21 protein-coding genes are annotated in these 26,870 nt (G+C 72.2%); 9 read left to right on the top strand and 12 right to left on the bottom strand.

Annotated features, from left to right (window positions below; genetic code table 11):
- Positions 1 to 93: 93 nt before the first annotated feature.
- The 7 genes from ACWF41_RS19435 to ACWF41_RS19405 all read right to left on the bottom strand — a co-directional run bounded on the left by ACWF41_RS19435 (position 94) and on the right by ACWF41_RS19405 (position 9,834).
- Entirely contained in the window at positions 94 to 1,323 is a 1,230-nt protein-coding gene (locus ACWF41_RS19435) for an acyltransferase family protein (protein WP_380326200.1), read from the bottom strand.
- Positions 1,324 to 1,469: 146 nt separating this feature from the next.
- Positions 1,470 to 2,171 carry a response regulator transcription factor gene (locus tag ACWF41_RS19430; protein WP_452183085.1) on the bottom strand — a complete coding sequence of 234 codons (702 nt, stop codon included), beginning with the start codon at positions 2,169 to 2,171 and terminating at the stop codon, positions 1,470 to 1,472.
- Positions 2,168 to 3,607 carry a sensor histidine kinase gene (locus tag ACWF41_RS19425; RefSeq protein ID WP_380326203.1) on the bottom strand — a complete coding sequence of 480 codons (1,440 nt, stop codon included), beginning with the start codon at positions 3,605 to 3,607 and terminating at the stop codon, positions 2,168 to 2,170. The genes ACWF41_RS19430 and ACWF41_RS19425 overlap by 4 nt, the downstream gene beginning before the upstream one ends.
- A gap of 108 nt (positions 3,608 to 3,715) precedes the next feature.
- Positions 3,716 to 5,254 carry an adenosylhomocysteinase gene (gene ahcY, locus ACWF41_RS19420; protein ID WP_380326206.1) on the bottom strand — a complete coding sequence of 513 codons (1,539 nt, stop codon included), beginning with the start codon at positions 5,252 to 5,254 and terminating at the stop codon, positions 3,716 to 3,718.
- A 187-nt stretch (positions 5,255 to 5,441) separates the two neighbouring features.
- Positions 5,442 to 6,041, bottom strand: coding sequence for a sunset domain-containing protein (locus ACWF41_RS19415; protein ID WP_380326209.1), 600 nt, complete (start codon positions 6,039 to 6,041; stop codon positions 5,442 to 5,444).
- A gap of 284 nt (positions 6,042 to 6,325) precedes the next feature.
- A complete protein-coding gene (locus tag ACWF41_RS19410; protein WP_380324882.1) occupies positions 6,326 to 7,492 on the bottom strand; it encodes a hypothetical protein in 1,167 nt (388 codons plus the stop codon).
- Between the two features lie 185 nt (positions 7,493 to 7,677).
- A complete protein-coding gene (locus ACWF41_RS19405; protein WP_380324879.1) occupies positions 7,678 to 9,834 on the bottom strand; it encodes a hypothetical protein in 2,157 nt (718 codons plus the stop codon).
- Between the two features lie 609 nt (positions 9,835 to 10,443).
- On the opposite strand from ACWF41_RS19405, the gene ACWF41_RS19400 reads away from it, so the two are divergent.
- From ACWF41_RS19400 to ACWF41_RS19380, 5 genes are all read left to right on the top strand, one after another.
- Entirely contained in the window at positions 10,444 to 11,760 is a 1,317-nt protein-coding gene (locus ACWF41_RS19400) for a quaternary amine ABC transporter ATP-binding protein (protein ID WP_380324876.1), read from the top strand.
- Positions 11,757 to 12,638, top strand: coding sequence for an ABC transporter permease (locus ACWF41_RS19395; RefSeq protein WP_380324873.1), 882 nt, complete (start codon positions 11,757 to 11,759; stop codon positions 12,636 to 12,638). The genes ACWF41_RS19400 and ACWF41_RS19395 overlap by 4 nt, the downstream gene beginning before the upstream one ends.
- A 68-nt stretch (positions 12,639 to 12,706) precedes the next feature.
- Entirely contained in the window at positions 12,707 to 13,645 is a 939-nt protein-coding gene (locus ACWF41_RS19390; RefSeq protein WP_380324870.1) for a glycine betaine ABC transporter substrate-binding protein, read from the top strand.
- Positions 13,646 to 13,790: 145 nt separating this feature from the next.
- Positions 13,791 to 14,486: a YoaK family protein gene (locus tag ACWF41_RS19385; protein ID WP_380324868.1), complete on the top strand. Its 696-nt coding sequence runs from the start codon at positions 13,791 to 13,793 to the stop codon at positions 14,484 to 14,486.
- Positions 14,483 to 16,399 carry a gamma-glutamyltransferase family protein gene (locus ACWF41_RS19380; protein ID WP_380324866.1) on the top strand — a complete coding sequence of 639 codons (1,917 nt, stop codon included), beginning with the start codon at positions 14,483 to 14,485 and terminating at the stop codon, positions 16,397 to 16,399. Before ACWF41_RS19385 ends, ACWF41_RS19380 begins: the two co-directional genes overlap by 4 nt.
- Before the next feature lie 75 nt (positions 16,400 to 16,474).
- On the opposite strand, the gene ACWF41_RS19375 is transcribed toward ACWF41_RS19380, so the two are convergent.
- Together ACWF41_RS19375 and ACWF41_RS19370 are read right to left on the bottom strand one after the other, a co-directional pair.
- The gene (locus tag ACWF41_RS19375; protein WP_380324023.1) at positions 16,475 to 17,980 is read right to left on the bottom strand and encodes a S8 family peptidase; all 1,506 of its coding nucleotides are present in this window, start codon (positions 17,978 to 17,980) and stop codon (positions 16,475 to 16,477) included.
- Positions 17,981 to 18,091: 111 nt separating this feature from the next.
- Entirely contained in the window at positions 18,092 to 19,069 is a 978-nt protein-coding gene (locus ACWF41_RS19370) for a polysaccharide pyruvyl transferase family protein (RefSeq protein WP_380324020.1), read from the bottom strand.
- Between the two features lie 128 nt (positions 19,070 to 19,197).
- On the opposite strand from ACWF41_RS19370, the gene ACWF41_RS19365 reads away from it, so the two are divergent.
- From ACWF41_RS19365 to rfbA, 3 genes are all read left to right on the top strand, one after another.
- Positions 19,198 to 20,409: a CDP-glycerol glycerophosphotransferase family protein gene (locus tag ACWF41_RS19365; RefSeq protein WP_380324017.1), complete on the top strand. Its 1,212-nt coding sequence runs from the start codon at positions 19,198 to 19,200 to the stop codon at positions 20,407 to 20,409.
- 56 nt (positions 20,410 to 20,465) lie between these two features.
- Complete coding sequence (locus ACWF41_RS19360) at positions 20,466 to 21,302, top strand: class I SAM-dependent methyltransferase (protein WP_380324014.1); 837 nt, start codon at positions 20,466 to 20,468, stop codon at positions 21,300 to 21,302.
- A gap of 62 nt (positions 21,303 to 21,364) precedes the next feature.
- Entirely contained in the window at positions 21,365 to 22,228 is an 864-nt protein-coding gene (rfbA, locus tag ACWF41_RS19355; protein ID WP_380324011.1) for a glucose-1-phosphate thymidylyltransferase RfbA, read from the top strand.
- Between the two features lie 10 nt (positions 22,229 to 22,238).
- Here rfbA and rfbD read toward each other — a convergent pair whose 3' ends face one another.
- Complete coding sequence (gene rfbD / locus ACWF41_RS19350; RefSeq protein WP_380324008.1) at positions 22,239 to 23,123, bottom strand: dTDP-4-dehydrorhamnose reductase; 885 nt, start codon at positions 23,121 to 23,123, stop codon at positions 22,239 to 22,241.
- Between the two features lie 54 nt (positions 23,124 to 23,177).
- On the opposite strand from rfbD, the gene ACWF41_RS19345 reads away from it, so the two are divergent.
- Positions 23,178 to 23,795 (top strand): dTDP-4-dehydrorhamnose 3,5-epimerase family protein, encoded by a 618-nt coding sequence (locus ACWF41_RS19345; RefSeq protein ID WP_380346904.1) that lies wholly within the window; start codon positions 23,178 to 23,180, stop codon positions 23,793 to 23,795.
- An 81-nt stretch (positions 23,796 to 23,876) separates the two neighbouring features.
- Here the strand turns inward: ACWF41_RS19345 and rfbB are convergent, their stop codons facing one another.
- Both rfbB and ACWF41_RS19335 read right to left on the bottom strand, forming a co-directional pair.
- Positions 23,877 to 24,872, bottom strand: a complete 996-nt coding sequence (rfbB, locus tag ACWF41_RS19340) for a dTDP-glucose 4,6-dehydratase (RefSeq protein WP_380346902.1) — start codon at positions 24,870 to 24,872, stop codon at positions 23,877 to 23,879.
- 120 nt (positions 24,873 to 24,992) lie between these two features.
- Positions 24,993 to 26,753 carry a glycosyltransferase family 61 protein gene (locus ACWF41_RS19335; RefSeq protein ID WP_380323051.1) on the bottom strand — a complete coding sequence of 587 codons (1,761 nt, stop codon included), beginning with the start codon at positions 26,751 to 26,753 and terminating at the stop codon, positions 24,993 to 24,995.
- Between the last annotated feature and the right edge of the window lie 117 nt (positions 26,754 to 26,870).

Here is a 26,870-nt window from a genome sequence, read left to right as displayed (position 1 = left end):
TCTACCTCCGCCATTTGGTTGTGGTGTTCATTCTTTCTGGCTTCCCTCACCCGAAAACAAGCCCCCCCCTCCCCCCCCCCACCACCACCCGGGTCAGGCGCCGCGGGGGCGGGGGCGGTCCTCGAACCGCCCGAAGACGCGCACCAGGCCCAGCAGCACCAGCAGGAACGCGGCGAACCAGACCGGCCGGGACGCCCACCAGTCCGCGCCCCACGCGGCGGGCAGCTGCTGCCCGAGGCCGAGGAGCGCCACGCCCACCACGGCGAACATCGCCGTGAGGTGCCACAGGTAGACCGTCATCGACCGGCGGGCCAGCGCCCCGACGACCCGCTGTCCTGCGGCCGTGCCCGCCCGGCGCACCAGTGCCGCACGGAACAGCAGGACGAGGCAGACCTGGGCGACGGCGTGCGCCACGACGGGCGCGGTGGGCGGGCCGAGGTTGGAGATCTCGTCGCCGGGCATCCCGATCATGCTGGGCGGGTAGGGCCCGACGGCGACCAGCACGGCCATGGCGGCGACGGCGGCGACGACCCCCGCGGCGAGCAGCCGGCGTGCGGTACGGGAGCCGAGGGGCTCGGCCGGGCGGCGCGGGGCGCTCCGTTCGGCGGCGTACGCGATGCCGGCGAGGTAGGGGGCCGCCCACGCGAGGAGCACGTTGGCCCAGGCGAGGCCGGCGGTGACGTCGTTCGGGAGACCGAAGCGCAGGGCGTCGAGGGCGAGCGGCAGCGCCACCGCCGCGGCGAGGGCGCCCCACCGCCAGCGCTCCCACGCGGCCCGCAGCAGCGGAGTGATCGCCATGAGCACCACCCACACGCCGAGGAACCACAGCAGCTGCGGCGCCATCCGCGCCATCCGCCACACGGCGTCGTCGGGCACGCCCAGGGCGAGGAGCGCGGCGATCGCGAGCGCCCAGGCCGCGGCGAACGCGCCCACCGGGCGGGCGACGCCCCGCAGCCGGGCCAGGACCACGCCGCCCCAGCCGCGGCCGGCGACGGCCGTGCCGCCGCGCTGGTAGCCCGCCGACGCGCCGGCGGCGAAGAACAGCAGGGCCAGCGGCTGCAGCCAGGTCACGAGCCAGCCGGCGCCGTGCCCGAGGGCGTTGCCGACGTGCAGCGTGCTGCCGTCCCACGCGGCCTCCGCCATCAGCCAGTGCAGCAGCACGACGCCGACGGTGCCGACCGCCCGGACGACGTCGACGAACGGGTCGCGCGGGCGGCGCGGCGCCGTGGGGACGGCGGGGGCCGCGGCGGCGTCGGGCCGGCTCCGGACGACCGGCGGCGGCGCGGACGGGGCGGGCGGTGCGGGGGCGTCGAGGACGGCCACGATGGCTCCTGAGGCTCGGTGAGAGGGACACTCTCAGCCTCGTGACCTGCGGCGTCGTCGGACATGGGCCTGGCCCCCGCCCCGTCCGGCTCCTCCCCCGGGCCGTTCGGGGGGACGTCCCCCGGCCGACCTGTCAGGGCCACGGATCAGGCGTCGACGCCCAGGTAGCGCAGGACGGCGAGCACGCGCCGGTGGTCGGCGGAGTCCTGCGGGAGGTCGAGCTTGGTGAAGATCGCCGCGACGTTCTTCTCCACGGCGCCGTAGGACAGGTACAGCGACTCGGCGATCGCGCCGTTGGAGCGGCCCTGCGCCATCAGCTCGAGCACCTCCTTCTCGCGCGGTGTCAGGCGGGCCACCCCGTCCTCGACGGAGCGGTGCGCGCCCATGAGCTGGCGCACCACCTCCGGGTCGAGCACCGTCTCCCCCGCGGCCACGCGCCCGAGCGCCGCGACGAAGTCGCCGACGTCGGCCACGCGGTCCTTGAGGAGGTAGCCGACGCCGCGCGGGTCGCCCTCGAGCAGGCGCGACGCGTACCGCGTCTCGACCCACTGCGAGAACACCAGCACGGGCAGCCCCGGGTGGGCGGCCCGCAGCGCCTCGGCGGCGCGCAGCCCCTCGTCCGTGTGGGACGGGGGCATGCGGATGTCGGCGACGAGCACGTCGGGCAGGGCGCCGGCGGCGGCCAGCGTCGTGACCTCGCGCACCAGGGCGTCGCCGTCCGGCACCGCGGCGACGACGTCGAACCCGCGTCGGGACAGGAGCGCGACGAGTCCGTCGCGCAGGATCGCGGAGTCCTCGGCGACGACGACGCGCAGGCCGGGCGACCCTGCGGGGGCGTCCGGCGTCATCGGGCGGTGCCGGGGGCGGGCAGCGGGATGGTCACGGTGATCACCGTAGGCCCTCCGGCCGGGCTGACCACCCCGAGCGTGCCGTCGACGCCGGAGAGCCGGTCGGTCAGGCCGGCCAGCCCGCTGCCGCGGCCCGACGGGTCGGGGGCGCGCACGCCCGCCCCGCCCACGCCGTCGTCGTGCACGCGCAGGACGAGGGCACGCACGGCCGCGCCGGTCGAGGTGTCGGCCACGGGCTCCACGCCGGCGACGACGTCGACCCCCGTCGCGCGGGCGTGCTTGGTCGCGTTGGCGACGAGCTCGGCGACCGCGAAGTAGGAGATCGCGGTGACGCTGGGCGGCAGGTCGGCGGAGTCGAGGCCGACGGCGTGCACCCGGACCGGCAGGGCGGCGCGCGCCGCCAGGGTCTCCAACGCGACGGCGAGGCCGGCGTCCAGCGCGGGCGGCCGGATGCCGCGGGCCAGCTCGCGCAGCTCCGCGAGCGTGTCCTTGGTGCTGGAGTGCGCCGTCTCCAGGACGGCGGCGAGCTCGGCCGTGTCGACGCCGTCGGCGCCGTCGCGCAGCAGCTCGCGCGCCTCGCCGATCTGCATGGCCACGGCCACGAGGTGCGCCTGGGTGCCGTCGTGCAGGTCGCGCTCGATGCGGCGCAGGCGGGCGTCGGCGTCCTCCACCGTGACGGCGCGGGCCCGCTCGGCGTACGCCACGCGCAGGCTCGCCTTGGTGGGGCTGAGCAGCCCCACGGTCAGGAGCCGGAACAGCCCCGCGAACAGGGCCTGCACCTGTGGCCACAGGTACAGCAGGATCACGCCGACGGCGACGAGCAGGAGCTGGCGCGCCGGGGTGTCCACGAACCAGTCGGAGCCGAACGACGCGCCCCGGTGCCACGAGCCGTCGCTCGCCTGCTGCATCGGCAGCCAGCGCGACCAGAACCAGTGCGTGATGCCGCCGAGCGCCACGACGAGGAACACCGTGCTCACGACGAACGACGCGATCGCCAGCGGGAAGGTGACGACCATGTACAGCAGCGACCGCCACGCCGTCGAGTCGCCCAGCATCCCGCCCAGGCGGCGCCAGAAGCCCTTGCGGGGCGTGCGCGGCGCCGGGTCGGCGATCTCGACGCCGAGGTAGCGCACCGCCATCCGGCGGTACATCGAGCCCCAGCCCCGTGCCCCGACCAGCACGCCGCCCGCCACGAAAAGGCCCACGACGGTGACCGCGACGCCCGCCATGAAGGAGACGGTGAAGATCGCATAGGTGAACGCGAACGGCGCCAGCAGCAGCGACAGCCACAGGAAGCCGTAGGCGCGCCAGGTGCGGCCGTCGAACGGGGCGAGGAGGAACGGCGGCGCGCCGTCGTCCTCGCCGTGCGACACCGGCGCGGCCGCCGTCGTCTGCGGGGTGGCGGCGGTGCCGTCGGTGGACGTCATGCTGGTCATGCTCCCAGCCTGCCGCCCGCGGCGCCGAGCCGATATCCGGCCCGCCGCCGTCGCGCCGGGGGTTGTCCCCCCTGCCGAGACGGTCAGTGTCTCGGCAGGGGTCGGACGTCAGTAGCGGTAGTGCTCCGGCTTGTACGGGCCCTCGACCGGCACGCCGATGTACTCGGCCTGCTCCTTGCTCAGCTCGGTGAGCCGGACGCCGAGGGCGTCGAGGTGCAGGCGCGCCACCTTCTCGTCGAGCACCTTGGGCAGGCGGTAGACCTGGCGCTCGTACTGGCGCTCGTCGACCGGGCGCGCCATGTCGGCGAACAGCTCGATCTGGCCGATCACCTGGTTGGCGAACGAGTTCGACATGACGAACGACGGGTGGCCGGTCGCGTTGCCCAGGTTGAGCAGGCGGCCCTCGGACAGCACGATGATCGACCGCTCGGGGCGCCCGTCGGCCGCAGGCAGCGTCCACTCGTGCACCTGCGGCTTGATCTCGGTCTTGACGACGCCCGGCACGGCGGCGAGCCCGGCCATGTCGATCTCGTTGTCGAAGTGCCCGATGTTGCCGACGACGGCCTTGTCCTTGAGCGCGAGCATGTGCTCGACGCGCACGACGTCCTTGTTGCCCGTCGTGGTGATGACGAAGTCGGCCTCGCCGATCACGTCGTCGAGGCGGGCGACCTGGAAGCCGTCCATCGCCGCCTGCAGCGCGCAGATCGGGTCCACCTCGGACACGATGACGCGCGCCCCTTGGCCCCGGAACGCCTCGGCCGCGCCCTTGCCGACGTCGCCGTAGCCGCAGACGAACGCGACCTTGCCGCCGATGAGGATGTCCGTGGCCCGGTTGATGCCGTCCGGCAGCGAGTGGCGGATGCCGTACTTGTTGTCGAACTTCGACTTCGTGACCGAGTCGTTGACGTTGATCGCCGGGAAGATCAGCTCCCCCGCCTCCGCGAGGTGGTAGAGCCGGTGCACGCCCGTCGTCGTCTCCTCGGTGACGCCGCCGATGGCCTGCGCGACCGTGGTCCAGCGCAGCGGGTCGGACTCCAGCGCCCGGCGCAGCACGCCCCGCACCACGTTCATCTCGTGGGTGTGGTCCGGCTCCCCCGGCAGCGTGTCGGGCGGCACGACGCCGGCACGCTCGTACTGCAGGCCCAGGTGCACGAGCATCGTGGCGTCGCCGCCGTCGTCGAGGATGAGGTTGGGGCCGCCCTGGCCGTTCTCCGCGCCCGGCCACACGAGGATCTGCTCGGTGCAGTCCCAGTACTCCTCGAGGCTCTCGCCCTTCCAGGCGAAGACGGGCACGCCCTGCGGGTCGGCGGGGGTGCCGTGCGGGCCGACGACGATCGCCGCGGCGGCCTCGTCCTGCGTGCTGAAGATGTTGCAGCTCGCCCACCGGACCTCGGCGCCGAGCGCCACGAGCGTCTCGATGAGGACGGCGGTCTGCACCGTCATGTGCAGCGAGCCGGCGATGCGCGCGCCGGCCAGCGGCTGCGACTCGCCGTACTCCGCGCGCAGCGCCATCAGGCCGGGCATCTCGTGCTCGGCCAGGCGGATCTGGTGCCGCCCCGCCTCCGCGAGCGCGAGCGAGCGCACCTTGTAGCGGCCGGGAACCTCGTCGAAGCCGGTGGTTCCGGGTGCCTCAGCGGTCGTGGACATGGTCGCCCTCCTGGACGTCTCGGGGTCATGTCGGTCGCGCTGGGGGCTCCCGTCTGCGCGGTGGCCCGTCGTCGCTGGTCGACGGCGCGGGCCAGCACCCAGGGTAGTCCGCGGCGCGTCACGGACGCAGCGAGGCCGGCCCCCGGGGTGGGAGCCGGCCTCGTGCCGCGTGCGGAGCGGTGGGATGTCAGCCGTTCTTCGACGCGCGGTAGCCCGCCTTGCGCGCCGCGGAGGCGGTGGTGAAGCACTTCTCGGGGGTGGTCACCTTGTAGTACCGACCGCCGGGCACGTGGTAGATGCCCGACTGGTTGCCCTTGATCGGGGCCCAGCTCGGGCAGTTGTACTTGCTGATCGGCGAGGTCTGCGACGGCTTCTTGCCCTGCTTCACGACGAGCTTCTGCGTCTTCGACTTCACCTTCGTGGCCGACCAGACCTTCGCCTTCGACGCCGTGAGCCGGTAGGTCTTGTACGTGACCTTCGTGGTCACCGTGTACGTGCCGGCCTTCAGCGCGACGGACTTCTTGTTCTTCGCGACCGTCTTGCCGGCCTTCTTCACCGTGAGCGTCTTCGACTTCACGGAGACGTGCCCCTTGGCGGTGACGTTCGGGCGCACCGTGACGGACCGCTTGTACGGGGCCGTCTTGGTGCCGATCGTCTTGATCGTCACCTGCGTGGTCGTGGCCGCCGTCGCGGTCGGCGCGACGAGCAGGGGCGACGCCAGCAGGGTCACGGCGGCGACGATCGCGGCGAGGCGGCCGCCCCGGCGCGCGGGCGAGGTGTGCTTCACGGGCTTCTCCTGGGTAGCGCCGACGACGGTCGGCGGTGCGTGAGACGCGGCCCGGCGCTCCCGCGGCGAGGACCCGTGACGGGCTGCTCGTCGGGCGACGGTGTCGCAGGTCAAGTATGTGAGCGCTCTTACCGAGGACAACCGGCAGATGTCGGACTTCACCCGGTGCGTCGTGGGTGATCTTCGCCGCAGTCGCCCTCGTTCGGTCGCGACGAACGCCCTCGCCCTCCGCCCCTGAGGGACGGAGGGCGAGGGCTCGACCCGGCGTCAGCGAAGCCCGTCGATCAGCCGACCTTGGTCCAGGTGCCGCACCCGGAGGTCTCGAAGCCCTGGCCGCTGACCAGGTCGACGTACCGGGACGACTTCTCCGAGGTGAAGTCGTTGTCCAGCAGCTCGTCGAACTCCCCGCTGAACCCGCTGGTGATCGCGTAGTAGCAGCCGGCCTTGCCCGCGGTCTTGTACGTTCCCGCCGCCATGTGCTGCCCGACCGCGTAGATGCCGTCAGAGACGGAGGTCTTCTTCGGCGACCCGCTGGCGGCCAGGGTGACCCACGAACCACAGCCGTCGGTGACGAAGTACATGTCCCCCGAGCCGATCGTCACGATGACCTGGCCGGCCGAGCTGAACCCGTTGGCGATGATCCCCTCGAAGGACGAACCGGCGCTGCTTCGGCGCTCCCAGTAGCAGAGGCTTCCACCCTTGCTCACATAGGTCCCCGGCTTCACCTCGCTGCCGACGCGGTAGCTCCCGTTGCCCGGGACCGGCGGGGGCACGACGACCTTGGCAGTGGCCGCACTGGTCCGGCTGACCGTGGCATATCCCGCCCTCGACCCCGTGATCTTGACCGTGATCCGCTTGCCGTTCTGAGCGCTCGTCAGACGAAGTGTCTTGCTGGTCTTGCCGCTGATCACAGCACCGTCGGCGCGCCACTGGTAGGTGAACCTGGTCGGGGTGGGCGACCAGGAGCCCGCCTTGGCGGTGAGCGTCGCGCCCACCGTCCGGCTGCCGGAGATCGTCGGCATGACCGTCTTGAACACGCCCTTGGCGATCGTCTTCGCCGCGCTGGTGCGCGTGACGGACCTGTAGCCGGACTTCTTCCCCCTGACGGCGACGGTCACCTTCTTGCCGACGTGCTTGGCCGCCGGCGTGAAGGTCTTGCCCGTCTTGACCGCCTTGCCGCTCACCTTCCACGTGTAGGTGAGCGTGGTGCCCTTCGTCCACGTGCCCGGCTTCGCCGTGAGCTTGCTGCCGACCCGGACCTTCCCGGAGATCGTCGGCCGCGTGGACACCACCGTCTTCAGCGCTGCGACGGAGCCGGCCGAGGCAGCCGTCGACGTGAGGGGGGCCGCGCTCGCGGCAGGGGCGACGGCGAGGGGCGCCGCCAGCAGCGTCGCCGCCGTCGCGAGGGCGACGAGGCGCCCGAACCGGCGCACAGGCTGAGTGAGTTTCACCGACATCTCCAGGTGGGTAGGCCGACCGTCGTCACGGGTCGGGTCGCGATCGGCGCCGCCCCGGTCCGCCCGGGGGCCACGACGCCGAGCGCCAGTGTCCGCGACGACCCGTCACCAGCCGGCCGTTTCGGGCGGAGTTCACCCGCACCGCGAGGGTGAACTCCGCCCGAGCACCTCGTGCGACGTCAGCCCGAGACGCGCCGCCAGGAGCAGCCGTAGGCCTCGAACCCGACGTCGCCGGGCAGGACCTTCCAGTAGCCCGGCTCGGTGAACTCGGCGGCTTCGTCGACCGCGGAGCTGGTCATGGCGAAGCTCTTCAGCGCGGCGACATAGCAGATGTCGTCCGAGTAGGCCGGTCCGGCCGTGTAGTACAGCCCCGGCTTCAGCTGGCCGCCCCCGGTGCCGACCTTGTACATGCCGTCGGTCGCCGTCGACGTCCGCACCGTCCCGTACGCGGCGTACCGGCGCCACGTGCCGCAGCCGGTGGTGGAGAAGTACTTGTCGGTGCTGCGGATCGTGACGATCGTCCGGCCGTAGGTCAGGCCCGCCCAGACCATCTTCTTGTTGCCGTCGAGCCGCTGGACGCGGCACCCCTTTGGCGAGCCCGGGGCGACGTACGTGCCCGGCTTGATCTGCGTCCCGACCTTGTACGTCCCGTTCTTCGTGAGCACGGCGGCGGGCACGGTGACCCGCGCGGTCGCGGCGCTGGTGCGTGCGGAGGGGTAGTAGCCCGAGCGGACGCCCTTGATCGTCACGGTGATGCGCTTGCCGTACTGCGCGCCCGTGAGCTTGAGGCTCGACCTCGTCGCGCCCTTGATGGCGGCGCCGTTCGCCTTCCACTGGTACCGCCAGGACGACGGCTTCGGCGTCCACGTGCCGCGGCTGCTCACCTTGAGCGTGGACCCGACGCGCGCGCTGCCGGAGATCTTCGGCGCCGACGTCCGCGAGTAGACCCGCAGCACCGTGGACGACGCGCTGGTCACCGTCTTCGTCGTGTAGCCCGAGCGGCTGCCCGTGACGCTGACGGTGAGCTTCTTGCCCGCGTACCTGGCGGGCAGCGTGTAGGAGGACTTCGTCGCGCCCTTGATCTTCGTGCCGTTGACGCGCCACTGGTAGCGGTAGGTGCTCGCCGCGGGCTTCCACGTGCCCCTCGCCACGGTGACCTTGGACCCGACCCGCACGGTGCCGCGGATCGTCGGCCTCGGCGCGGAGAAGACCCCGGCGGCGACGGTCTTCCACCCGCTCGCACGGGTCACCGTGGTGTAGCCGGCCTTCGTGCCGGTCACGCGGACCCGCAGCGTCTTGCCCTTGACCGACGCCGTCGGCGTGTACGTCGACGCCGTCGCCCCCGGGATCGCGACCCCCGAGGCGTACCACCGGTACGTGCGCGTCGTGCCCGAGGTCCACGTGCCCGGCTTGGCAGTGACCTTCGACCCGACGCGCGCGGTGCCGGAGAGCACGGGAGTCGGCGCGGTGAGAACGCCGGCACCGACGGTCGCCGAGAGGGTGCGGGTCGCAGGGTCGTACCCCGGCCGCTCGCCGGTCACCGCCACGGTGAGCACCGCTCCCTTGTCGGCCGCGACCGGCGTGTAGGACGTCGAGGTCCCGACCGCCGTCGTCCCGGTCGCGCGCGCGACGCTCCAGCGGTAGGTCAGCGCGGTGCCCTCGGGCCACTCCCCCGGCAGCACCGTGACGCGGCTCCCGACGCGCGCGGTGCCGGACAGGACCGGATCGGTGCCCGCGATGGCGCCCGGCGCGACGGTGCCGGCGGCGGTCACCACGACGGACGCCGAGGGGGCACCGTCGACGGCGCCCTCGGGCGCGGTGCCGGTGATCGCCACGCTGAGGACGCCGCCGACGGCGCCGGCCGGGACGAGGAGGGCAGGCCCGGTCTCGCCCGCGAGCTCGACCCCGTCCACGGACCAGCGGTAGGTGAAGGTGAGCTCGACGTCGGCGGGCGTCCAGAGCTCGGCGCGCGGGTCGACCGTGACCTGCTCGCCCACCCGCAGCGCGCCCTCCAGGGCGAGCTGCTCGGGGGACGGCGCGACGACGTCGACGGCCTCGGAGGGCGTCGTCGGATCGGTCGTCGGATCAGGTGTCGGATCGGTCGTCGGATCGGTCGTCGGATCGGCCGTCGGCGCGACGGCGACCCGGCTCTCGGGCGGGGGGTCGGTGGCCGCGACGGCGGCGGGCGCGACCACCAGCGGCGCGACCACCAGGGAGAGGGCGGCGACGAGCGCCGTCGTGCGCGCGCGGTGCCGCGCGCGACGGGACAGGACGGGGGTCCACGGGTCCTCCGGGGACTCGTGCCGGCCGGGTCTCCCGGCCGGCGAGGTGGGCACGACCACAGGGTCACGGCGGCGTCGGTGCCGGTCGCCGCGGCCGGGCTCGTTGTGCGACGGGAGCTCGGCCGGGCGGTGCTGCGCCGAGTATGGAGCCGCGGGCACCCGTCCCGGCCCGGGGTGCCGCGACGAGGCCGGAATTCACCCGCTCTCGGCCCGGATTTCACCCGCTCCCGCGGCCCCCGCCGCGGGACGGCCGCGCCTTCCCGTCCGCCCCTCGCCGAGGCCTCGGTTGACGCAGATCTTGCCGAATCCTGATGCTCTCTTCATCGACCTCGCCTCCCCGGTGGCGGGCGTGGGTGGCCCAGGACACACTGTCCGGGCACGAGTCGTGAGGTGAGTCACGCGCTCTATCACATTCCGGTAACGATCCCTCCACTGCTCTGACCAGCCAAAAGTCGGTAAAACCCCAGGACAACACGGAAGAAACGCGCAGATCAGGCGCACTTTCCCAGTTCGCCACGGCACCCGTCGGCGTAGGAGGGTGCTTGATGCCCTTGTGCCCACCGGAACCGCGGAAGCACGGGAACCCGTGACCGGTGCTCGACGCATCGCCCGGCGAACCGTGGGTACATCCGAACGTGATGGAAGGTGGCGAGCCCTGCCCGTATGTCGGGAGACAGCAGTACCACCACAACGCCCGCCGAGACGCCCGGGGTCACGCCCGCGGTGTCGGTGAGAGGCGTCTACAAGGTCTTCGGTCCCAAGCCCGGCGAGGCCGTGCGCCGCCTGGAGGCGGGAGCCACTCGCGACGAGGTCAAGAGCCTCGGTACCGCCGCGGTGATCGACGCGTCCTTCGACGTGGCCCCCGGCGAGATCTTCGTCGTCATGGGCCTGTCCGGCTCGGGCAAGTCGACGCTCATCCGCATGCTCAACGGCCTGTGGACCCCGTCCGCGGGCGACGTCCTCCTCGGGGACGCGAACCTCGCGACCGTGGACGGCAAGCGCCTGCGCGAGCTGCGCCGCACCCGCGTCAGCATGGTCTTCCAGCACTTCGCGCTGCTGCCGCACCGCACGGTGCTCGACAACGCCGCGTACCCGCTGGAGATCCAGGGCGTCGGCAAGGCCGAGCGGCAGGAGAAGGCCCGCCAGGCCCTCGACATGGTCGGCCTGTCCGGCTGGGAGGACTCGCTGCCCTCGCAGCTGTCCGGCGGCATGCGTCAGCGCGTCGGCCTCGCCCGCGCCCTCGCCGCCGACACCGACGTGCTGCTCATGGACGAGGCGTTCAGCGCCCTCGACCCCCTGATCCGCTCGGAGATGCAGGAGCAGCTCCTGGAGCTCCAGGCCAAGCTCGGCAAGACGATCATCTTCATCACGCACGACCTCAACGAGGCCATGCACCTCGGCGACCGCATCGCCGTCATGCGCGACGGGCGGATCGTGCAGATCGGCTCCGCCGAGCAGATCCTGTCCGACCCGGCCAACTCCTACGTGGAGAAGTTCGTCGCGGACGTCGACCGGTCGCGCGTGCTCACGGCGTCGTCCGTCATGCAGCGGCCGCGCCTCACCGTCCCCGCCGGCGGCGGACCCCGGCAGGCGGCACGCGAGATGCGCGAGGCCGAGGTGTCGGGCGCGTACGCCGTCGACCGCCGACGTGTCCTCAAGGGGCTCGTCCGCGCGGACGACGCGGTGCGCGCCACCAAGGAGGGCGCGGAGAAGCTGGACGGCATCCTCGACACCGACGTCACGTCGGTGCACCAGGACACCCCGATCGCGGAGCTGTTCGCCCCGGCGGCGGAGTCCGCCGTGCCGCTCGCGGTGGTCGACGACGAGGGCCGCCTGGTCGGCGTCGTGCCGCGCGTGACGCTGCTCGAGGCCATGGCCGGTGAAGCGGTCGAGAACGGCAACGTCTCGACCCCGGGGACGACGACGGAGGAGCCGGCCGACGACGAACCTGCCGGGACGACGGAAGGAGCCCCGGCATGATCGCCACCGCTGCCAGCGACACCCTCGTCCCCCGCATCCCCGTCGGCGACTGGATCGAGACGGCGATCGACTGGGTCACCGACACGTTCGACCCGCTCTTCGACGCCATCAAGACGTTCTTCGAGTCGATCTACGACGGCCTGGACTGGGTGCTCAGCACGCCGCCGTTCTTCGTCGTCGCCCTCGTGCTCGCGGCGATCGCGTTCTGGGCCCGCGGCTGGAAGCTCGCGCTGGGCTCGCTCATCGGCTTCGTGCTGATCGCCGCGATGGACCAGTGGGGCAACGCCATGGACTCCCTGGCGCTCGTGCTGCTCGCCTCGGTGGTGGCGCTGCTGATCGGCATCCCGCTCGGCGTCTGGTCGGCGCGCAACGACCGCGTCTCGCGCGTGGTGCGGCCGATCCTCGACTTCATGCAGACGATGCCCGCCTTCGTCTACCTGATCCCGACCGTCGTCATCTTCCTCACGGGCCCCGTCCCCGGGATCATCGCGACGATCGTGTTCGCGCTCGCCCCGGGCGTCCGGTTCACGGAGCTCGGCATCCGCCAGGTGGACTCCGAGGTGGTGGAGGCCGGCCGCGCGTTCGGCTCCACCGACCGCCGCATCCTGCGCCAGATCCAGATCCCGCTGGCGATGCCCACCATCATGGCGGGCGTCAACCAGGTGATCATGCTGGCCCTGTCGATGGTCGTCATCTCCGGCATGGTCGGCGCCGGCGGCCTCGGCGGCGACGTCGTGGGCGCGCTGTCCAGCGTCGACATCGCCCTCGGGTTCGAGGCCGGCCTCGCGGTCGTGTTCCTCGCCATCTACCTCGACCGCGTCACCTCCGCCCTCGCCGACCGCTCGCCGGTCGCGAAGGCCCTCAAGGCCGCGCGTTGACGCTCCCCGCACCTCGCCCGTGCGGCGGCCGCCGCGCCGCCGCACGGGCACCTCACGGAAGGACAACCATGAATCTCGGACGACACACCCGTCGCGTCGCCGCCGCCGGCGGCACCCTCGCCCTCGCCGTGTCCCTCGCCGCCTGCGCGTCGGGCGACGACGACGGCGGCTCGAACACCGGCTCGGGCGACGAGAAGGAGATCACCATCGGCATCCCGTCCGGCTGGGACGAGGGCATCGCCGTCTCCAACCTCTGGGCCAAGGTGCTCGAGGAGAAGGGCTACGACGTCGACACGAAGACCGCCGACATCGGCGTGGTCTTCACCGGCCTCGCCGGCGGCGACATGGACGTGCTCTTCGACACCTGGCTGCCGCTGACGCACGCCAGCTACGTGGAGAAGTTCGGCGACGACATCTCCGACCTCGGCACCTGGTACGACGACGCCAAGCTCACCATCGCGGTGAACGAGGACTCGCCCGCCAAGACGATCGGCGACCTCGCGAAGTACGCCGACGACTACGGCAACAAGCTGGTGGGCATCGAGGCCGGTGCCGGCCTCACGAAGGTCACCAAGGAGCAGGCGATCCCGACCTACGGTCTCGAGGACCTCGACTACACCATCTCCTCGACCCCGGCGATGCTCGCCGAGCTCAAGGGTGCCGTCGACAAGGGCAACAACATCGCCGTCACGCTGTGGCGCCCGCACTGGGCCTACGACGAGTACCCGATCCGCGACCTCGAGGACCCCGAGGGCGCGATGGGCGACGCCGAGGAGATCCACACCTACGGCACCGCCGACTTCGCGGACCGCTACCCGGAGCTGGCCGGCTGGCTGAAGGACTTCACGCTCGACGACGACCAGCTGTTCTCCCTCGAGAACACCATGTTCAACGACGAGCAGTACAAGGACGACCCGGAGGCCGCCGTCGACGCGTGGCTGAAGGCGAACCCGGACTTCGTCGACCAGGTGACCGGCGGCGCGTCGGACAGCGACTCCGCGAAGTGACCCTCCCCTCGCCGAGGTAGTTCAGATCTCGCCGAGGTAGTTCCGAACCCGCCGAGGTAGTTCCTCAAGAGGAACTACCTCGGCGAGTTTCGTACTACCTCGGCGAGATCTGAACTACCTCGGCGGTGGTCGGTACGGTGGCCGGGTGCCCCGCTCCACCCTGCGCCGGATCACCGGCGACCGCGACCGCCTGCACCTGGTGCTCATGCTCGCCCTGACGTTCTCGACCGGCATCGCCGACGCGGTCGGCTACCTCGGCCTGGACCGGGTGTTCACCGGGAACATGACGGGCAACGTCGTCATCCTCGGGATGGCGCTGGCCGGCGGGGACGACCTGCCCGTCGCGGGGCCGCTGCTCGCGCTCGGCACGTTCATGGCCGGGGCCGCGCTGGCGGGCGTCGTGCTGCGCCCCGTGCAGGTGGGCTGGACGCCGCGCACCACCGGCCTGATCACGGCGGTCGGCCTCGTCCTCGCCGCGATCACGGTGCTCCTCGCCGTGGCGGAGGCCGACCTGCCGCGCACCGTGCAGCTCGTCGTCACGGTGCTGCTGGCCCTCGCGATGGGCACCCAGGCCGCGACGGCCCGGCACCTGTCGGTCAAGGACATCACGACCGTCGTCGTCACCTCGACCATCACCGGTCTGGCCGCCGACTCCCGGCTCGCGGGCGGCCACGGCAAGCACTCGGGGCGGCGCATCGCCGCGATCGTCCTCATCTGCGCGGGGGCCGCCGTCGGCGCGCTGCTGCTGCAGGCCCACCTGGCGTGGGGCGTGGCCGTGAGCGCCGTGCTCACGCTCCTCGTCGCAGCCCTCGGACACACCACGGAGGAAGCCGAAGCATGACGTTCACGCCCCCGCCGCCCCACCCGACCCGTCCGGACCTGCGCGGCACGTTCGGGATGGTCGCCTCCACGCACTGGCTGGCGAGCGCGAGCGCGCAGTCCGTCCTCGAGCGCGGCGGCAACGCGTTCGACGCGGCGGTGGCGGGCGCGTTCGTGCTGCACGTCGTCGAGCCGCACCTCAACGGCCCCGGCGGGGACATGACGGCGATCCTCGCGACGGCGTCCGAGCCGGGGCGCCCGCGGGTCCTCGTCGGGCAGGGCCCGGCGCCGGCGGGCGCGACGATCGCGCACTACCGCGACGTCGAGGGCCTGGACCTGGTGCCCGGGTCGGGCGCGCTGGCCGCCGCCGTCCCGGGCGCGGTCGAGGCCTGGCTGCTGCTCCTGCGCGACCACGGCACGTGGACCGTCGCGGACGCCCTCGCCCCCGCCCTCGGCTACGCGCGCGACGGCCACCCGGTGCTCGCGGCGGTCTGCCGCACGGTCGAGGGCGTGTCCGCCCTGTTCCGCGACCACTGGCCCACCTCCGCGGAGCGCTGGCTGCCCGGCGGCCGGGCCCCGCACCCGGGCGAGCTGGTGACCAACCCCGAGCTCGCCGCCGTGCTCGAGCGCCTCGGTGCGGCGGAGGCCGAGGCCATGTCCTCGGGCGCCGACCGGGCCGCCGCCGTCGACGCTGCCCGCACCGCCTGGCGCGACGTGGTGGGCGAGGCGGTCGAGGAGTTCGTGCGCACGCCGCACCGGCACGCGGACGGCCGCGACCACGCGGGCGTGCTCACGGCGGCCGACGTCGCCGCGTTCGAGGCGTCGTACGAGGACGCGACGACCATCGGCTTCCGCGGGTACACGGTGGCCAAGACCGCCGCGTGGGGCCAGGGCCCCGCCCTGCTGGAGGCGCTGCGGATCCTCGACGGGCTCGACGACGACCGCCTCGACCCGTCCACCGAGCTCGGCGCGCACACGGTGCTCGAGGCGCTCAAGCTCGCCCTCGCCGACCGGGACGCCTGGTACGGGGACGCTGCGGACGGGGACGACGACGTGCCGCTCGACACGCTGCTGTCGCAGGAGTACGCCGCCGCCCGCCGCGCCCTGATCGGCGAGCGCGCCTCCCACGACGTGCGGCCCGGCCGCGTGCCCGGGCGGCCCGCGCCCGCCCTCCCGCCGCTGCGGACCGAGTACGCCACCGACGTGCCCGCCGCCGCGCTGCCCGGGGCGCCCACCGGCGGCGCCGCGGCGGGCATCGGCGAACCCACCGTCGTCGTTCCCACCGCCGTCGTCCCCGCCGCCCCGCTGGACGGCGACGGCCTGGAGACCGACGCCACGGGCGCGACGCGCGGCGACACCTGTCACCTGGACGTCGTGGACCGCTGGGGCAACATGATCAGCGCGACGCCGTCGGGCGGCTGGCTGCAGTCCTCCCCCACCGTGCCCGGCCTCGGCTTCGCCCTCGGCACCCGCCTGCAGATGACGTGGCTCGACGAGTCGTCGCCGTCCCGGCTCGAGCCCGGCCGCCGCCCGCGCACCACCCTGACGCCCACGCTCGTGCTGCGCGACGGCAAGCCCGTGCTCGCGTGCGGGTCCCCGGGCGGCGACCAGCAGGACCAGTGGCAGCTGGCGTTCCTGCTGCGCGTGCTGGTGGGCGGCTACACGCCGCAGGAGGCGATCGACGCCCCCGCCCTGCACACGACGTCCGCGCCGGGCTCGTTCTGGCCCCGCACCTGGACTCCCGGCGGTGCCGTCGCCGAGGACCGGCTGGGCCCCGACGTCCTGGCCGGGCTGGCCGAGCGCGGCCACGTCCTCACCCTTGCCGGCGACTGGGCGCTCGGGCGGCTCAGCGCCGTCACGCGCGACCCCGCCACCGGCGTCGTCGGCGCCGCCGCCAATCCCCGCGGCGCGCAGGGGTACGCCGCGGGCCGGTAGCCCGCGCCCGTCGCACGACAGGAGCCCCGGCCTCGCGCGAGGCCGGGGCTCCTGCGTCGTCGCGGCCCGCCGGAGTCAGCCGAGCGTCACCGCGTCGAGGGCGTCGGCGATGCCGTCCCCGAAGAAGCTGTTCTCCTCCGGGGTGCCGACGCACACCGGACCGGCGCCCGTCGTCCCGCACGGACGGTCGTCCGCCTGGTCGCGCACGGCCTGCTCCAGCATCGCGGGCGTCCAGCCGGGGTGCGCGGACTTCATGAGCGCGAGCACGCCCGCCACGTGCGGCGACGCCATCGACGTGCCGCTCTTGAGGCCCCAGCCGCCGGGCACCGTCGACAGGATCGAGCTGCCCGGGGCCGCGACGTCGATCTTGCCGAGGCCGCGGTTCGAGAACGAGCTCAACGCGCCCGTGCGCGTCACGGACGACACCGTGACGACGCCGTCCGCCTCCGTCGGGAGGTCCTCGCAGCCCGAGTTGATGGTGCGGTCCACGGCCGTCGAGTCGTTGGGGCTGGCCGTGTCCCGGGTGTTGGTCGCCAGGTCGGCGGCCGAGTTGCCGGCCGCCGCCGCGTGCACGGCGCCGTGGTCGGTGGAGAAGTCGATCGCGCGGCGCACGGCCTGCTTCACCGCCGCCTGGTCGGGCTGGTCGTCGCACCAGTACTCGAACGGGTCGATGTAGTACGAGTTGTTGGTGACGTCCACCCCGTGCAGGCCTGCCCAGACGAAGCCGCAGACGGCGTACTCGGGGTAGATGAAGCCGTCGTCGTTGACGACCTTCACCGACGCCAGCCGGACCCCGGGGGCGACGCCCACGACGCCGACACCGTTGTCCGCGGCCGCGATGGTGCCGGCCACGTGGGTGCCGTGGTCGGACGTCGTGGGCAGCCAGCCCGTGGGCGACGTGTCAGGGCGGCCGGCCGCCGTGCAGTTCACCGACGCCGCGGCGTCGACCTGTGAGGCGAGGTCGGGGTGGCTGGCGTCGATGCCGGAGTCGAGCACGCCCACCAGCACGTCCTTCGACCCCGGGTTCACGGCGATCGCCTGGTCGGCCTTGATCATCGCCATGTCCCACTGGGTGGCCTCGCCCGGGTCGGCGGCCGTGACCGCCGTGCCGTCGGAGACGTCCGCCCCCGGCTCCTTGGTCACCGTGGCCTCGCGGGGGCCGCCCTTCGCGCCCGGCACGTCCGCGACGGCGGACGGCGTCGCCTCCGAGACGGGGACCGTGCGCGTCAAGCCCACGGACTCGACCGCGTGGCCGCGCGCGAGCCGCACGACGTCGGCACGGAAGTCGGCGCGGGCCGCGTGCGCGACGACCACACCGATCTCGGGCCAGGACTGCACGACGACGCCGCCCGCGTCGCGCACCGCGCGCTCGGCGAGCATGGTCTGGCCGGGGTTGGCGTGCTTGGCGTTGACGACGTACGAGAACGTCTGCCCGTCCGGCGTGGCGACCGGCACCGGGGTGGACGGTGGTTCGTCCGGTGTGTCGACGGCGACGGCGACGTTGCCGGCACCGGCGATCAGGAGGGCTGCGGCGGCTCCGACGGCGGCCAGACGCGCGCGACTCGTGGTGCGCATGGTCATGTCTCCCCTTCGTTGGGCACGGCCGCGTCGTTGCGGCCGTCAGGGGTGACAGTAGGACGGGAACGCCGCGTGCGTGCGGTGACCGCCGTCGTCGCAGGTCAGGGCCGGACGCTACGGGCGGGCGGCCCCGGCCAGCAGCCCGGTGCCCGCCCCGGACGCCAGGGACGCGGCGGACTCCCGGCGTCGCAGGAAGGGCGACGCGTCGAGCAGGGGCCGGTAGTCGTACTCGATCGGGTCGCCGTCGAACGACAGGGAGTCGCGGAGCCGCTCCGCGGTGACGGGCCCGCCCGTGAGGTCGAAGGACTGCGGGTTGCGGAACTTCTCCACCGAGGCGAAGTAGTCGTAGAACTTGTAGACGCCGCCGCGCGGCGAGCCCGACGCCAGCCACGCGCTGGGGATGCCGTAGGCGTCGGCGACGATGAGCCCGTGCAGGGACGACGTGACGATCCGCCGGCACGCGAGCAGCTCCCGCACCACGGCCTCGACGTCGCTCCGCGCGAAGTCGATCAGCTTCACGCCGGGCCCGAACGTCGCCTTCGCCCAGCGGCGCTCGCTCCACCGCACCACGACGCCGTACTCGTGCGTGACCGGCACCTTCGGCATGTAGTACAGCGGGAGCAGCAGGGCCGGGTCGCCGTAGACCTCCGGCACGTCGATGCCGAACCCCTTGGACGCGCCGAGCTTCGCCCGCGTCAGCGGACCGCGGACCGCGGTGTACTGCGCGTCGGGCGACACCTCGTTCTTGCCCTCCGTTCCGTACGTGCCGCTGCCCCACACGACGGAGTGCGCCGTCGCCTGGTTGATGATCGAGCCGATCACCACGTAGTGCGGCTCCTTGCGGTCCGCGACCACGACCTTCTTGCCCGTCATCTTCTTTACGAGCCACGGCGAGAGCAGGTCGCCGAAGTTCGGGCGGTACGTGAAGTAGTTGAGCGGCACCTTGCCGTCCACCTCGATGAGGTCCGCCACCTCGTAGTCGTCCAGCAGGTGGCGCGAGCGCCGTGTGCCGAACGTGTCCGGGACCCGGCGGCCGAGGCTGGTCCGGGCCGCTCGGTCGAGGCGGGCCCGGACGGAGGGGAAGGTCGGCATAGGGGTGCTCCATGGGTTGGCTTTCTTCACTATTCCGATCAGACTACACGGATAAACGGAGGCTCCGGGGCGGTCGACCTCCGCCGTTAGGATGGCTGCGCCCGTCCCCTCCACGAAGGTCTCCGCCTGTGCCCCTGCTCCGCGATCTCAAGACGATGTCCGGCCTGGTGCGCTCGACGCTCGACCGGCGGCAGGCACGGATCGAGTGGAGCCGCCACGAGGCGGTGCACCACACCGCGGACCAGAAGTTCGAGGTGGTGATCTTCTTCGCCGACCCGCCGGTCAACCTGTACCAGGTGCGGCAGTGGTACGAGCCCATGCGCCGGCTCGCGGAGAAGCACCCCGTCGTCGTGCTGACGCGCGACGTGCTGACGGCGGTCGCGCTCACCCGGGAGTGCCCGCTGCCCGTCGTGCTCCAGCCGACCGTCGCGGAGACCGAGGACTGGATGGCGCGGCAGTCGGTGGGCATCGTGTTCTACGTCAACCAGAACATGACGAACTTCCGCATGCTGCGTTTCCGCGACCCGGCGCACATCTTCATCAGCCACGGCGAGTCCGACAAGGACTACATGGCCTCGAACCAGCTCAAGGCCTACGACTACACGTACATCGCCGGGCAGGCCGCGTACGAGCGCATCGGCCGGCGGCTCGTGGACTACGACCGCGACACGCGCCTGGTGCGCGTCGGCCGGCCGCAGGTCGACGTCGACTACGAGGGGCCGGCCCTGCCCGACGACGGCCGGACGGTGGTGCTGTACGCACCCACCTGGGAGGGTGACCGTCCGTCGATGCGCTACTCGTCGCTGGCGTCGCACGCCGGCCCGATGCTCGACGCCCTCCTCGCCACGGGGACGCACCGCGTGATCTACCGGCCGCACCCGCGGACGGGCGCCTTCGCCCCTCGGTACAAGGAGCTGCACCGCGCGGTCGTGGCCAAGCTCGAGGCGGCGAACCGCGCCGACCCCGCGGCCGGGCACGTCGTGGACACCGACTCGGCGTTCGGCTGGCACCTCAAGGCCGCCGACGTGTGCGTCGCCGACATCTCCGCCGTGGCCTTCGACTGGCTCGCGACCGGCAAGCCGCTGCTGCTCACCGAGCCCGCCGACCCGGCCACCGAGGTGGACCGGGAGGGCATCGCCGGCCTGCTGCGCACGTTCCGCGCCGAGGACGCCGGGAACGTGCTCGCCGCGATCGACGCCGTCGCGGACGGTGGCGACCACCACCGCTACCAGCAGATCGTCGAGCGGTACTTCGGGGACGTCACCCCGGGCGCCTCGCTGCAGCGGTTCGTGGACGCGAGCGACCAGATCCTCGCGCGCCGCGCCGCCCTGCGGGACTGAGACGCGGCCGCGGGGCACCCTTCCCCCGGGCCGAGGTCGTCGTCATGATGTGAGGCATGTCACCTCACGCACGGCGCCCTCGGACCCGCACCACCAGGCACGAGCTGCTCACCGGGCTGCACCGGCGGCTGCGACCCCGCACGTACCTGGAGATCGGAGTCGCCAACGGGTCGAGCCTCCAGCTCTCGTCGGTGCCCAGCGTCGCGATCGACCCGGCCTACTCGGTCACCAAGGAGCTCGGCGCCCGCGTCCGGCTCGCGCGCACCACCAGCGACGAGTACTTCGCCACGACCGACCCGAAGAAGTGGCTCGGCGGGCCGGTGGAGCTCGCCTTCATCGACGGCATGCACCTGTTCGAGTACGCCCTGCGCGACTTCATCAATGTGGAGAAGCACTGCCGGTGGTCCAGCGTCGTCGTGCTCGACGACATGCTGCCGCGCGACGTCGACGAGGCGGCCCGTGACCGTCACACCAGCGCCTGGACGGGCGACGTGTTCCGGGTCGCGGACGTGCTGCGCGACCTGCGGCCCGACCTCACCGTGCTCCCCGTGGACACCGCCCCCACCGGGACCGTCGTGGTGCTCGGCCTCGACCCGACGAGCACCGTGCTGTCCGACGGCTACGACCGGATCGTCGCCGACTACACCCAGGACGACCCGCAGCCGGTACCGCAGGACGTCCTCGACCGGACGGGCGCGTGGGACGCGCAGCGGCTGCTCGGCCGCCCCGTGTGGGGGCTGCTGCACCGCGGCGACCGGCCGTGGCGGCGGCGCGAGCGGGGCCTGGCCGAGATCCGGCAGGCGCTCGGGGAGCCGGCCGCGTACCGACGGCGGCGGCGCGCCGCCCGGGAGTGGGCACAGTCTCAGCTAGGCCGGGCCAGGCCGACGGCTTGAGCCCCGGGCCGGGCGTGCTGGTGCCGAAAGTCCAGGTACCGACGACTCGGTAGCCTTACCGCATGCGCGGAATCATCCTGGCTGGTGGCAGCGGCACCCGGCTGCACCCGATCACCCTCGGGGTGAGCAAGCAGCTCGTGCCGGTCTACGACAAGCCGATGATCTTCTACCCGCTCTCGACGCTGATGCTCGCGGGCATCCGGGACGTGCTGGTGATCACGACGCCGCACGATGCCGAGCAGTTTCGGCGACTGCTGGGCGACGGGTCGCAGTTCGGGATCTCGATCTCCTACGCGGTGCAGCAGGAGCCGAACGGGCTGGCGCAGGCATTCGTGCTGGGCGAGGAGTTCATCGGGTCGGACGCTGCGGCCCTGGTGCTGGGCGACAACATCTTCTACGGGCAGGGGCTGGGCGACCAGCTGCAGAAGTTCACGTCCGTCGATGGTGGCGCCGTCTTCGCCTACCGGGTCGCGGACCCGACGGCGTACGGCGTGGTCGAGTTCGACGCCGACATGCGTGCGGTCTCCCTCGAGGAGAAGCCGGCGCAGCCGAAGTCGAACTATGCCGTGCCGGGCCTTTACTTCTACGACAACGACGTCGTCGAGATCGCCAAGAACCTGCAGCCGTCGGCGCGCGGCGAGTACGAGATCACCGACGTCAACCGTGCCTACCTCGACCGCGGCGACCTGCGGGTGGAGGTGCTCCCGCGCGGCACGGCCTGGCTCGACACGGGCACGTTCGACTCGCTCCTGGAGGCGTCCGACTTCGTCCGCACGATCGAGAGCCGCCAGGGGCTCAAGGTGGGCGCGCCCGAGGAGGTCGCGTGGCGTCGCGGGTTCCTGACGGACGACGAGCTGCGCGAGCGTGCCGAGAAGCTGACCAAGTCCGGGTACGGCACCTACCTGCTGGGCCTGCTGGAGGAGTAGCCCGGCAGGCTCAGGCGAGAACGTCGGCCGCGGCGGCGTCCCACCGCGCGGCCCAGTCGCCGATCGGCTCGACCCCGACGGCCCGCAGGGCGTCGTGACCGAGCACCGACCAGGCCGGCCGAGGAGCGGGACGCACGAACGCAGCCGACGTCGTGGGCTCCAACGGCGTGCTCAGCCCCGCCGACGCCAGGATCCGGCCCGTGAACCCGAACCACGACGTCTGCCCCGACGCCGTGCCGTGATACGTCCCCGCCGGCGCTCCCGCCTCCACCAGACGGACGATCAGATCGGCCAGGTCACGCGTCCACGTCGGCTGACCCACCTGGTCGTCCACCACCGCCAACCGATCCTTCTCCGCACCCAGGCGCGCCATCGTCCTCGGGAAGCAGGCCCCGTACGCCCCGTACAACCACGCCGTCCGCACGATCAGATGGTCGGGCGCCTCCGCCCGCACCGCCCACTCCCCCGCCGCCTTGGTCCGCCCGTACGCCGACACCGGCCTCATCGGGGCATCCTCCGCGTACGGCTGGGTGGCCGCACCGTCGAACACGTAGTCCGTGGACACCTGCACCAGCCGCGCCCCCGCCGCGTGCGCCGCCCTCGCCAGGTGCGCCGCGCCGACCGCGTTCACCCCGAACGCGTCCGCCTCCCGCGCCTCCGCGTCGTCCACCGCCGTCCACGCCGCGCAGTTCACCACCACGTCCACGTCACGCACGGCGGCCGCCACCGCGGCCGCGTCCGTGACGTCCAGCTCGGCCCGGCCCAGTCCGACGACGTCCCCGCCGACGACTCGAAGGCGGGCCAGCAGATCGGTCCCGAGCATCCCCGCCGCGCCGACGACCAGCCAACGGCGACGAGCAGGAACGGCAGGCGGCGTGGTCGTCGTCTCGGTCACCGTAGGATCCTACGGCCCCCTCACCGACCGCTGCCCACCCCTGGAGGAGCACCCGTGCAGTTCCGCGAGCTGGCCGTGCCCGGCGCCTACGAGATCACCCCCACCCAGCACGGCGACCCCCGCGGCGTCTTCCTCGAATGGTTCAAAGCCGGCCCCTTCACCGACACCCTCGGCCACCCCCTCGACCTGCAACAGGCCAACGCCTCCGTCTCCGCCGCCGGCGTCCTGCGCGGCATCCACTTCGCCGACGTCCCGCCCGGCCAAGCCAAGTACGTCACCTGCGCCACCGGCGCCGTCCTCGACGTCGTCGTCGACCTCCGCGAAGGCTCCCCCACCTTCGGACACTGGGACTCCGTCCTCCTCGACGACGTCCACCGCCGCGCCATCTACCTCGGCGAAGGCCTCGGCCACGCCTTCATGTCCCTCCAGGACGGTTCCACCGTCCTGTACCTGTGCTCCACCGGCTACAACCCCGCCCACGAGCACGGCATCCACCCCCTGGACCCCGACATCGGCATCGCCTGGCCCACCACCGCCCCCGACGGCACCCCCCTCACACCGCAGCTGTCCGACAAGGACACCACCGCCCCCACCCTCACCCAGGCCAAGGCCCAAGGCCTGCTACCCACCCACCAGGCCGTCCAGGACCACCTCGCGACCCTGCGCGACTGACGCCAGGTCGAGCGAGCACGACGAAGGGCTCCGGAACCGCTGCGCGCGGTGCCGGAGCCCTGTCGTCAACCCTGGCTCTCGCTACTGGCCGGTCCGGGCGTACTTCGCCTCGACGGCGGCCTTCGCCGGCCGCCACCATTCCTCGTGCTCGCGGTACCACTCGACGGTCGCGGCCAGGCCCGAGCGGAAGTCGGTGAACCGCGGGGTCCAGCCGAGCTCGGTGCGCAGCTTCGTGGCGTCGATGGCGTACCGCAGGTCGTGCCCCGCCCGGTCGGTCACGTGGTCGAAGTCGTCCGCGTCGCGCCCGAACAGCTCGTTCAGGGTCCGCACGACCTGCAGGTTGGACGTCTCCCCGTCCGCGCCGATCAGGTAGGTCTCCCCGATGCGGCCGCGGTCGACGATCGCCCACACCGCGGCGTTGTGGTCGGCCACGTGGATCCAGTCGCGCACGTTCGCCCCCGCCCCGTATACACGAGGACGCACCCCGTCGATGAGGTTGGTGACCTGCCGCGGGATGAACTTCTCCACGTGCTGGTTCGGGCCGTAGTTGTTCGAACAGTTCGAGATCGTCGCCTCGACGCCGAACGAGCGCACCCACGCGCGCACCAGCAGGTCCGAGCCCGCCTTCGACGCCGAGTACGGGCTCGACGGGTTGTACGGCGTCGAGGGCGTGAACTTCGCCGGGTCGTCCAGCGCCAGGTCCCCGTACACCTCGTCCGTCGAGATGTGGTGATACCGCACCCCGTGACGGCGCACCGCCTCCAGCAGCGTGAACGTGCCCACCACGTTCGTCTGCACGAACGGCGACGGATCCGTCAGCGAGTTGTCGTTGTGCGACTCCGCCGCGAAGTGCACCACCACGTCCGCGTCCGCCACCAGGCCGTCGACCAGGTCGGCGTCCGTGACCGACCCCTGCACGAACCTGATCCGGTCCGCGACCGGGTCCAGCGACGACCGGTCCCCGGCATACGTCAACGCGTCCAGCACCGTCACCACGGCCTCCGGCCGCTCACGCACCGTCTGCTGCACGAAGTTCGCCCCGATGAACCCGGCACCGCCCGTCACGAGAACACGCATGAATGACCCCTCAGAACAATTCGGACGGACAAGGAACGCCTGGAGACGAGAAGGACGTCGGATTCCCCTCGGGGGCAATCCGCCACATCGTCCCGCTCCCGCCAGAGCGAGGCGTCGAACTCAGAACGAGCGCAACAACGCCTCGAGCTCACCGCTGTGGCGAGAAAAGTCGAACGACCAGTCAGACTTGTAGGCCGCCTCGGACCAGCCGCCCGGCGGGTGCGCGGTCGTCGGCGTGTTCCAGAAGTAGTGCATGTCGATCCCGAGAGGCAGCGCGATCAGCACCTCGTTGCGGGCGGTGTACGCCTCCTGCGTCAGCACGATCATGTGCTCGAGCTGCTCGGAGAAGACCGCGTTGAACATCGCTGACCCGCCGAACCCTGCCACGACTCGGGCGTTCGCGAAGATCTCCGCCTGCCGACCGAGCGAGTAGTCCTCGGGGTAGATCACCTCGAACCCTGCTGCGGCGAAAAACTCCTCCACGTCGACGCGATTGAGGCAGCGCCGGTTCCCGAGCGAGTCCTTTCGCGAGACGAAGACGCGATCCCACGTCGCACCCTGCTCCGTGATCAATCCGTCTCGAATGCGTCCCCACACCGCCCGGATCTCCGGGTGCACGTAGTAGGGCCGGGCATTGTGGAACATCGGCGTCGCCCCGTACATCGACTCGAGGTACACCGGGTGATCGATCGTGACGAGGTCTTCCTCGGCGATGCCGTACGCCCTGAGGATCGACCGTTCGAGGTCGGGCTCCCGTTCGGCCGCAAACCTGAGCCGGATGATCGCCTTGAGGTCCGGGTCCTGTGCCTTCGCCCGGTCCCAGCCCCAGAGTCGTGAGATGACCTCCGTCATGAGGTGCCCGTAGTGACCGGAGTTCTCCGAGTCGAGCATGTAGTACGAGCCCGGGAGCGTCTCGGTGGGCTGGACGTGCTGCGGGATCCGCGCGAAGTCCTTGTCCACCTGGATGAGTCGGGGATTGTGCCGGTTGGACAGGTGGTGGCGGAAGGAGTCGGGGAGGATCTCGTTGGCGGAGAACGTCAGCGCGTTGCTCACGAGCCCGATCCGGCCTGTGTAGTGGCGCAGGTGCATCGGGGGGACCTCGACCGTGGTCTCCAGCCCTGCCAACGGAGCCGAAGCCCCGTGCGACGTCACCGTCGTGGCGGAATCGAATCGCTGCTCGCGCAGCTTCGTCAGCTCACGAACCGTCGTGGTCTGGTCGTTCCGTGTCGTGATCATCCGGTTCGCCCAGTGATCTGTGAGCTTGAGGTAGTGGCGCCCGTTCTTGCGCACCACGATCTCCTCACGGTCCAGGCGCACCTCTGCGACCGCACGGGACAGTTCCGGGAAGTCGTCGTCGGGCTCACCCACGGAGAGCGCGCGAGCAAACTTCACCAGCCGCTTCTCCAGCGGGTTGCCGGCCCCGTAGGCCCTGAACCCCGATCGCGGAATGACGTACTCGCCGTCGGGCGCCAGATGGAAGAGCAGCTTGCGGAGCGACGCCTCGTGCTCCTTGGGCCACCTGACCCGGGTGTCGACGATGCGGTCGACGGGACCGTGCAGCTTGAGGAACCAATGGACGTTCGATTCCTTCGCCAGGGTCAGGTACCGCTGGCGCGTGCCGTCCAACCACCACTCGTCGTAGGGCTTCGGCGCGACCACGAAGAGCTCGTCGTCCCGGTACCGGTCGATGACGGCACGCAGCACGTCGGGGGGACCATCATCAGCAACGACAAAGACCCTGCGGCGCTCGGCCCCACCGCTTCCGCGGCCGAGCCGAACTCGACGTCTGGCCGCCGCTGCCGATCGTCGGAGGTCCGCCTTGGCCGCAGCAGCAGCCAGCACCCCTCGACGCGAACGGTGCTCGCCCCGGTCGTCATCCACTCGTACCTCCACCTGTCGTGATCGCAGCGATTATGACCGACTTGGCGATCGCACGCGTAGGTCGAAGGACACGGCAGGATCACCGCTACCATGTCCCGTTGGTTCTGTACCCCATCG

It is taken from the genome of Isoptericola sp. NPDC055063 (genome assembly GCF_053608125.1).
This window is presented reverse-complemented; position numbering and strand designations above follow the sequence as displayed.

Bases quoted from the DNA above. Each gene is read 5' to 3' on its own strand.
- ACWF41_RS19430 (WP_452183085.1), bottom strand. From the start codon at position 2,171: ATGACGCCGGACGCCCCCGCAGGGTCGCCCGGCCTGCGCGTCGTCGTC.
- ACWF41_RS19425 (WP_380326203.1), bottom strand. From the start codon at position 3,607: ATGACCAGCATGACGTCCACCGACGGCACCGCCGCCACCCCGCAGACG.
- ahcY (WP_380326206.1), bottom strand. From the start codon at position 5,254: ATGTCCACGACCGCTGAGGCACCCGGAACCACCGGCTTCGACGAGGTT.
- ACWF41_RS19400 (WP_380324876.1), top strand. From the start codon at position 10,444: ATGTCGGGAGACAGCAGTACCACCACAACGCCCGCCGAGACGCCCGGG.
- ACWF41_RS19395 (WP_380324873.1), top strand. From the start codon at position 11,757: ATGATCGCCACCGCTGCCAGCGACACCCTCGTCCCCCGCATCCCCGTC.
- ACWF41_RS19390 (WP_380324870.1), top strand. From the start codon at position 12,707: ATGAATCTCGGACGACACACCCGTCGCGTCGCCGCCGCCGGCGGCACC.
- ACWF41_RS19380 (WP_380324866.1), top strand. From the start codon at position 14,483: ATGACGTTCACGCCCCCGCCGCCCCACCCGACCCGTCCGGACCTGCGC.
- ACWF41_RS19375 (WP_380324023.1), bottom strand. From the start codon at position 17,980: ATGACCATGCGCACCACGAGTCGCGCGCGTCTGGCCGCCGTCGGAGCC.
- ACWF41_RS19370 (WP_380324020.1), bottom strand. From the start codon at position 19,069: ATGCCGACCTTCCCCTCCGTCCGGGCCCGCCTCGACCGAGCGGCCCGG.
- ACWF41_RS19360 (WP_380324014.1), top strand. From the start codon at position 20,466: ATGTCACCTCACGCACGGCGCCCTCGGACCCGCACCACCAGGCACGAG.
- rfbA (WP_380324011.1), top strand. From the start codon at position 21,365: ATGCGCGGAATCATCCTGGCTGGTGGCAGCGGCACCCGGCTGCACCCG.
- rfbB (WP_380346902.1), bottom strand. From the start codon at position 24,872: ATGCGTGTTCTCGTGACGGGCGGTGCCGGGTTCATCGGGGCGAACTTC.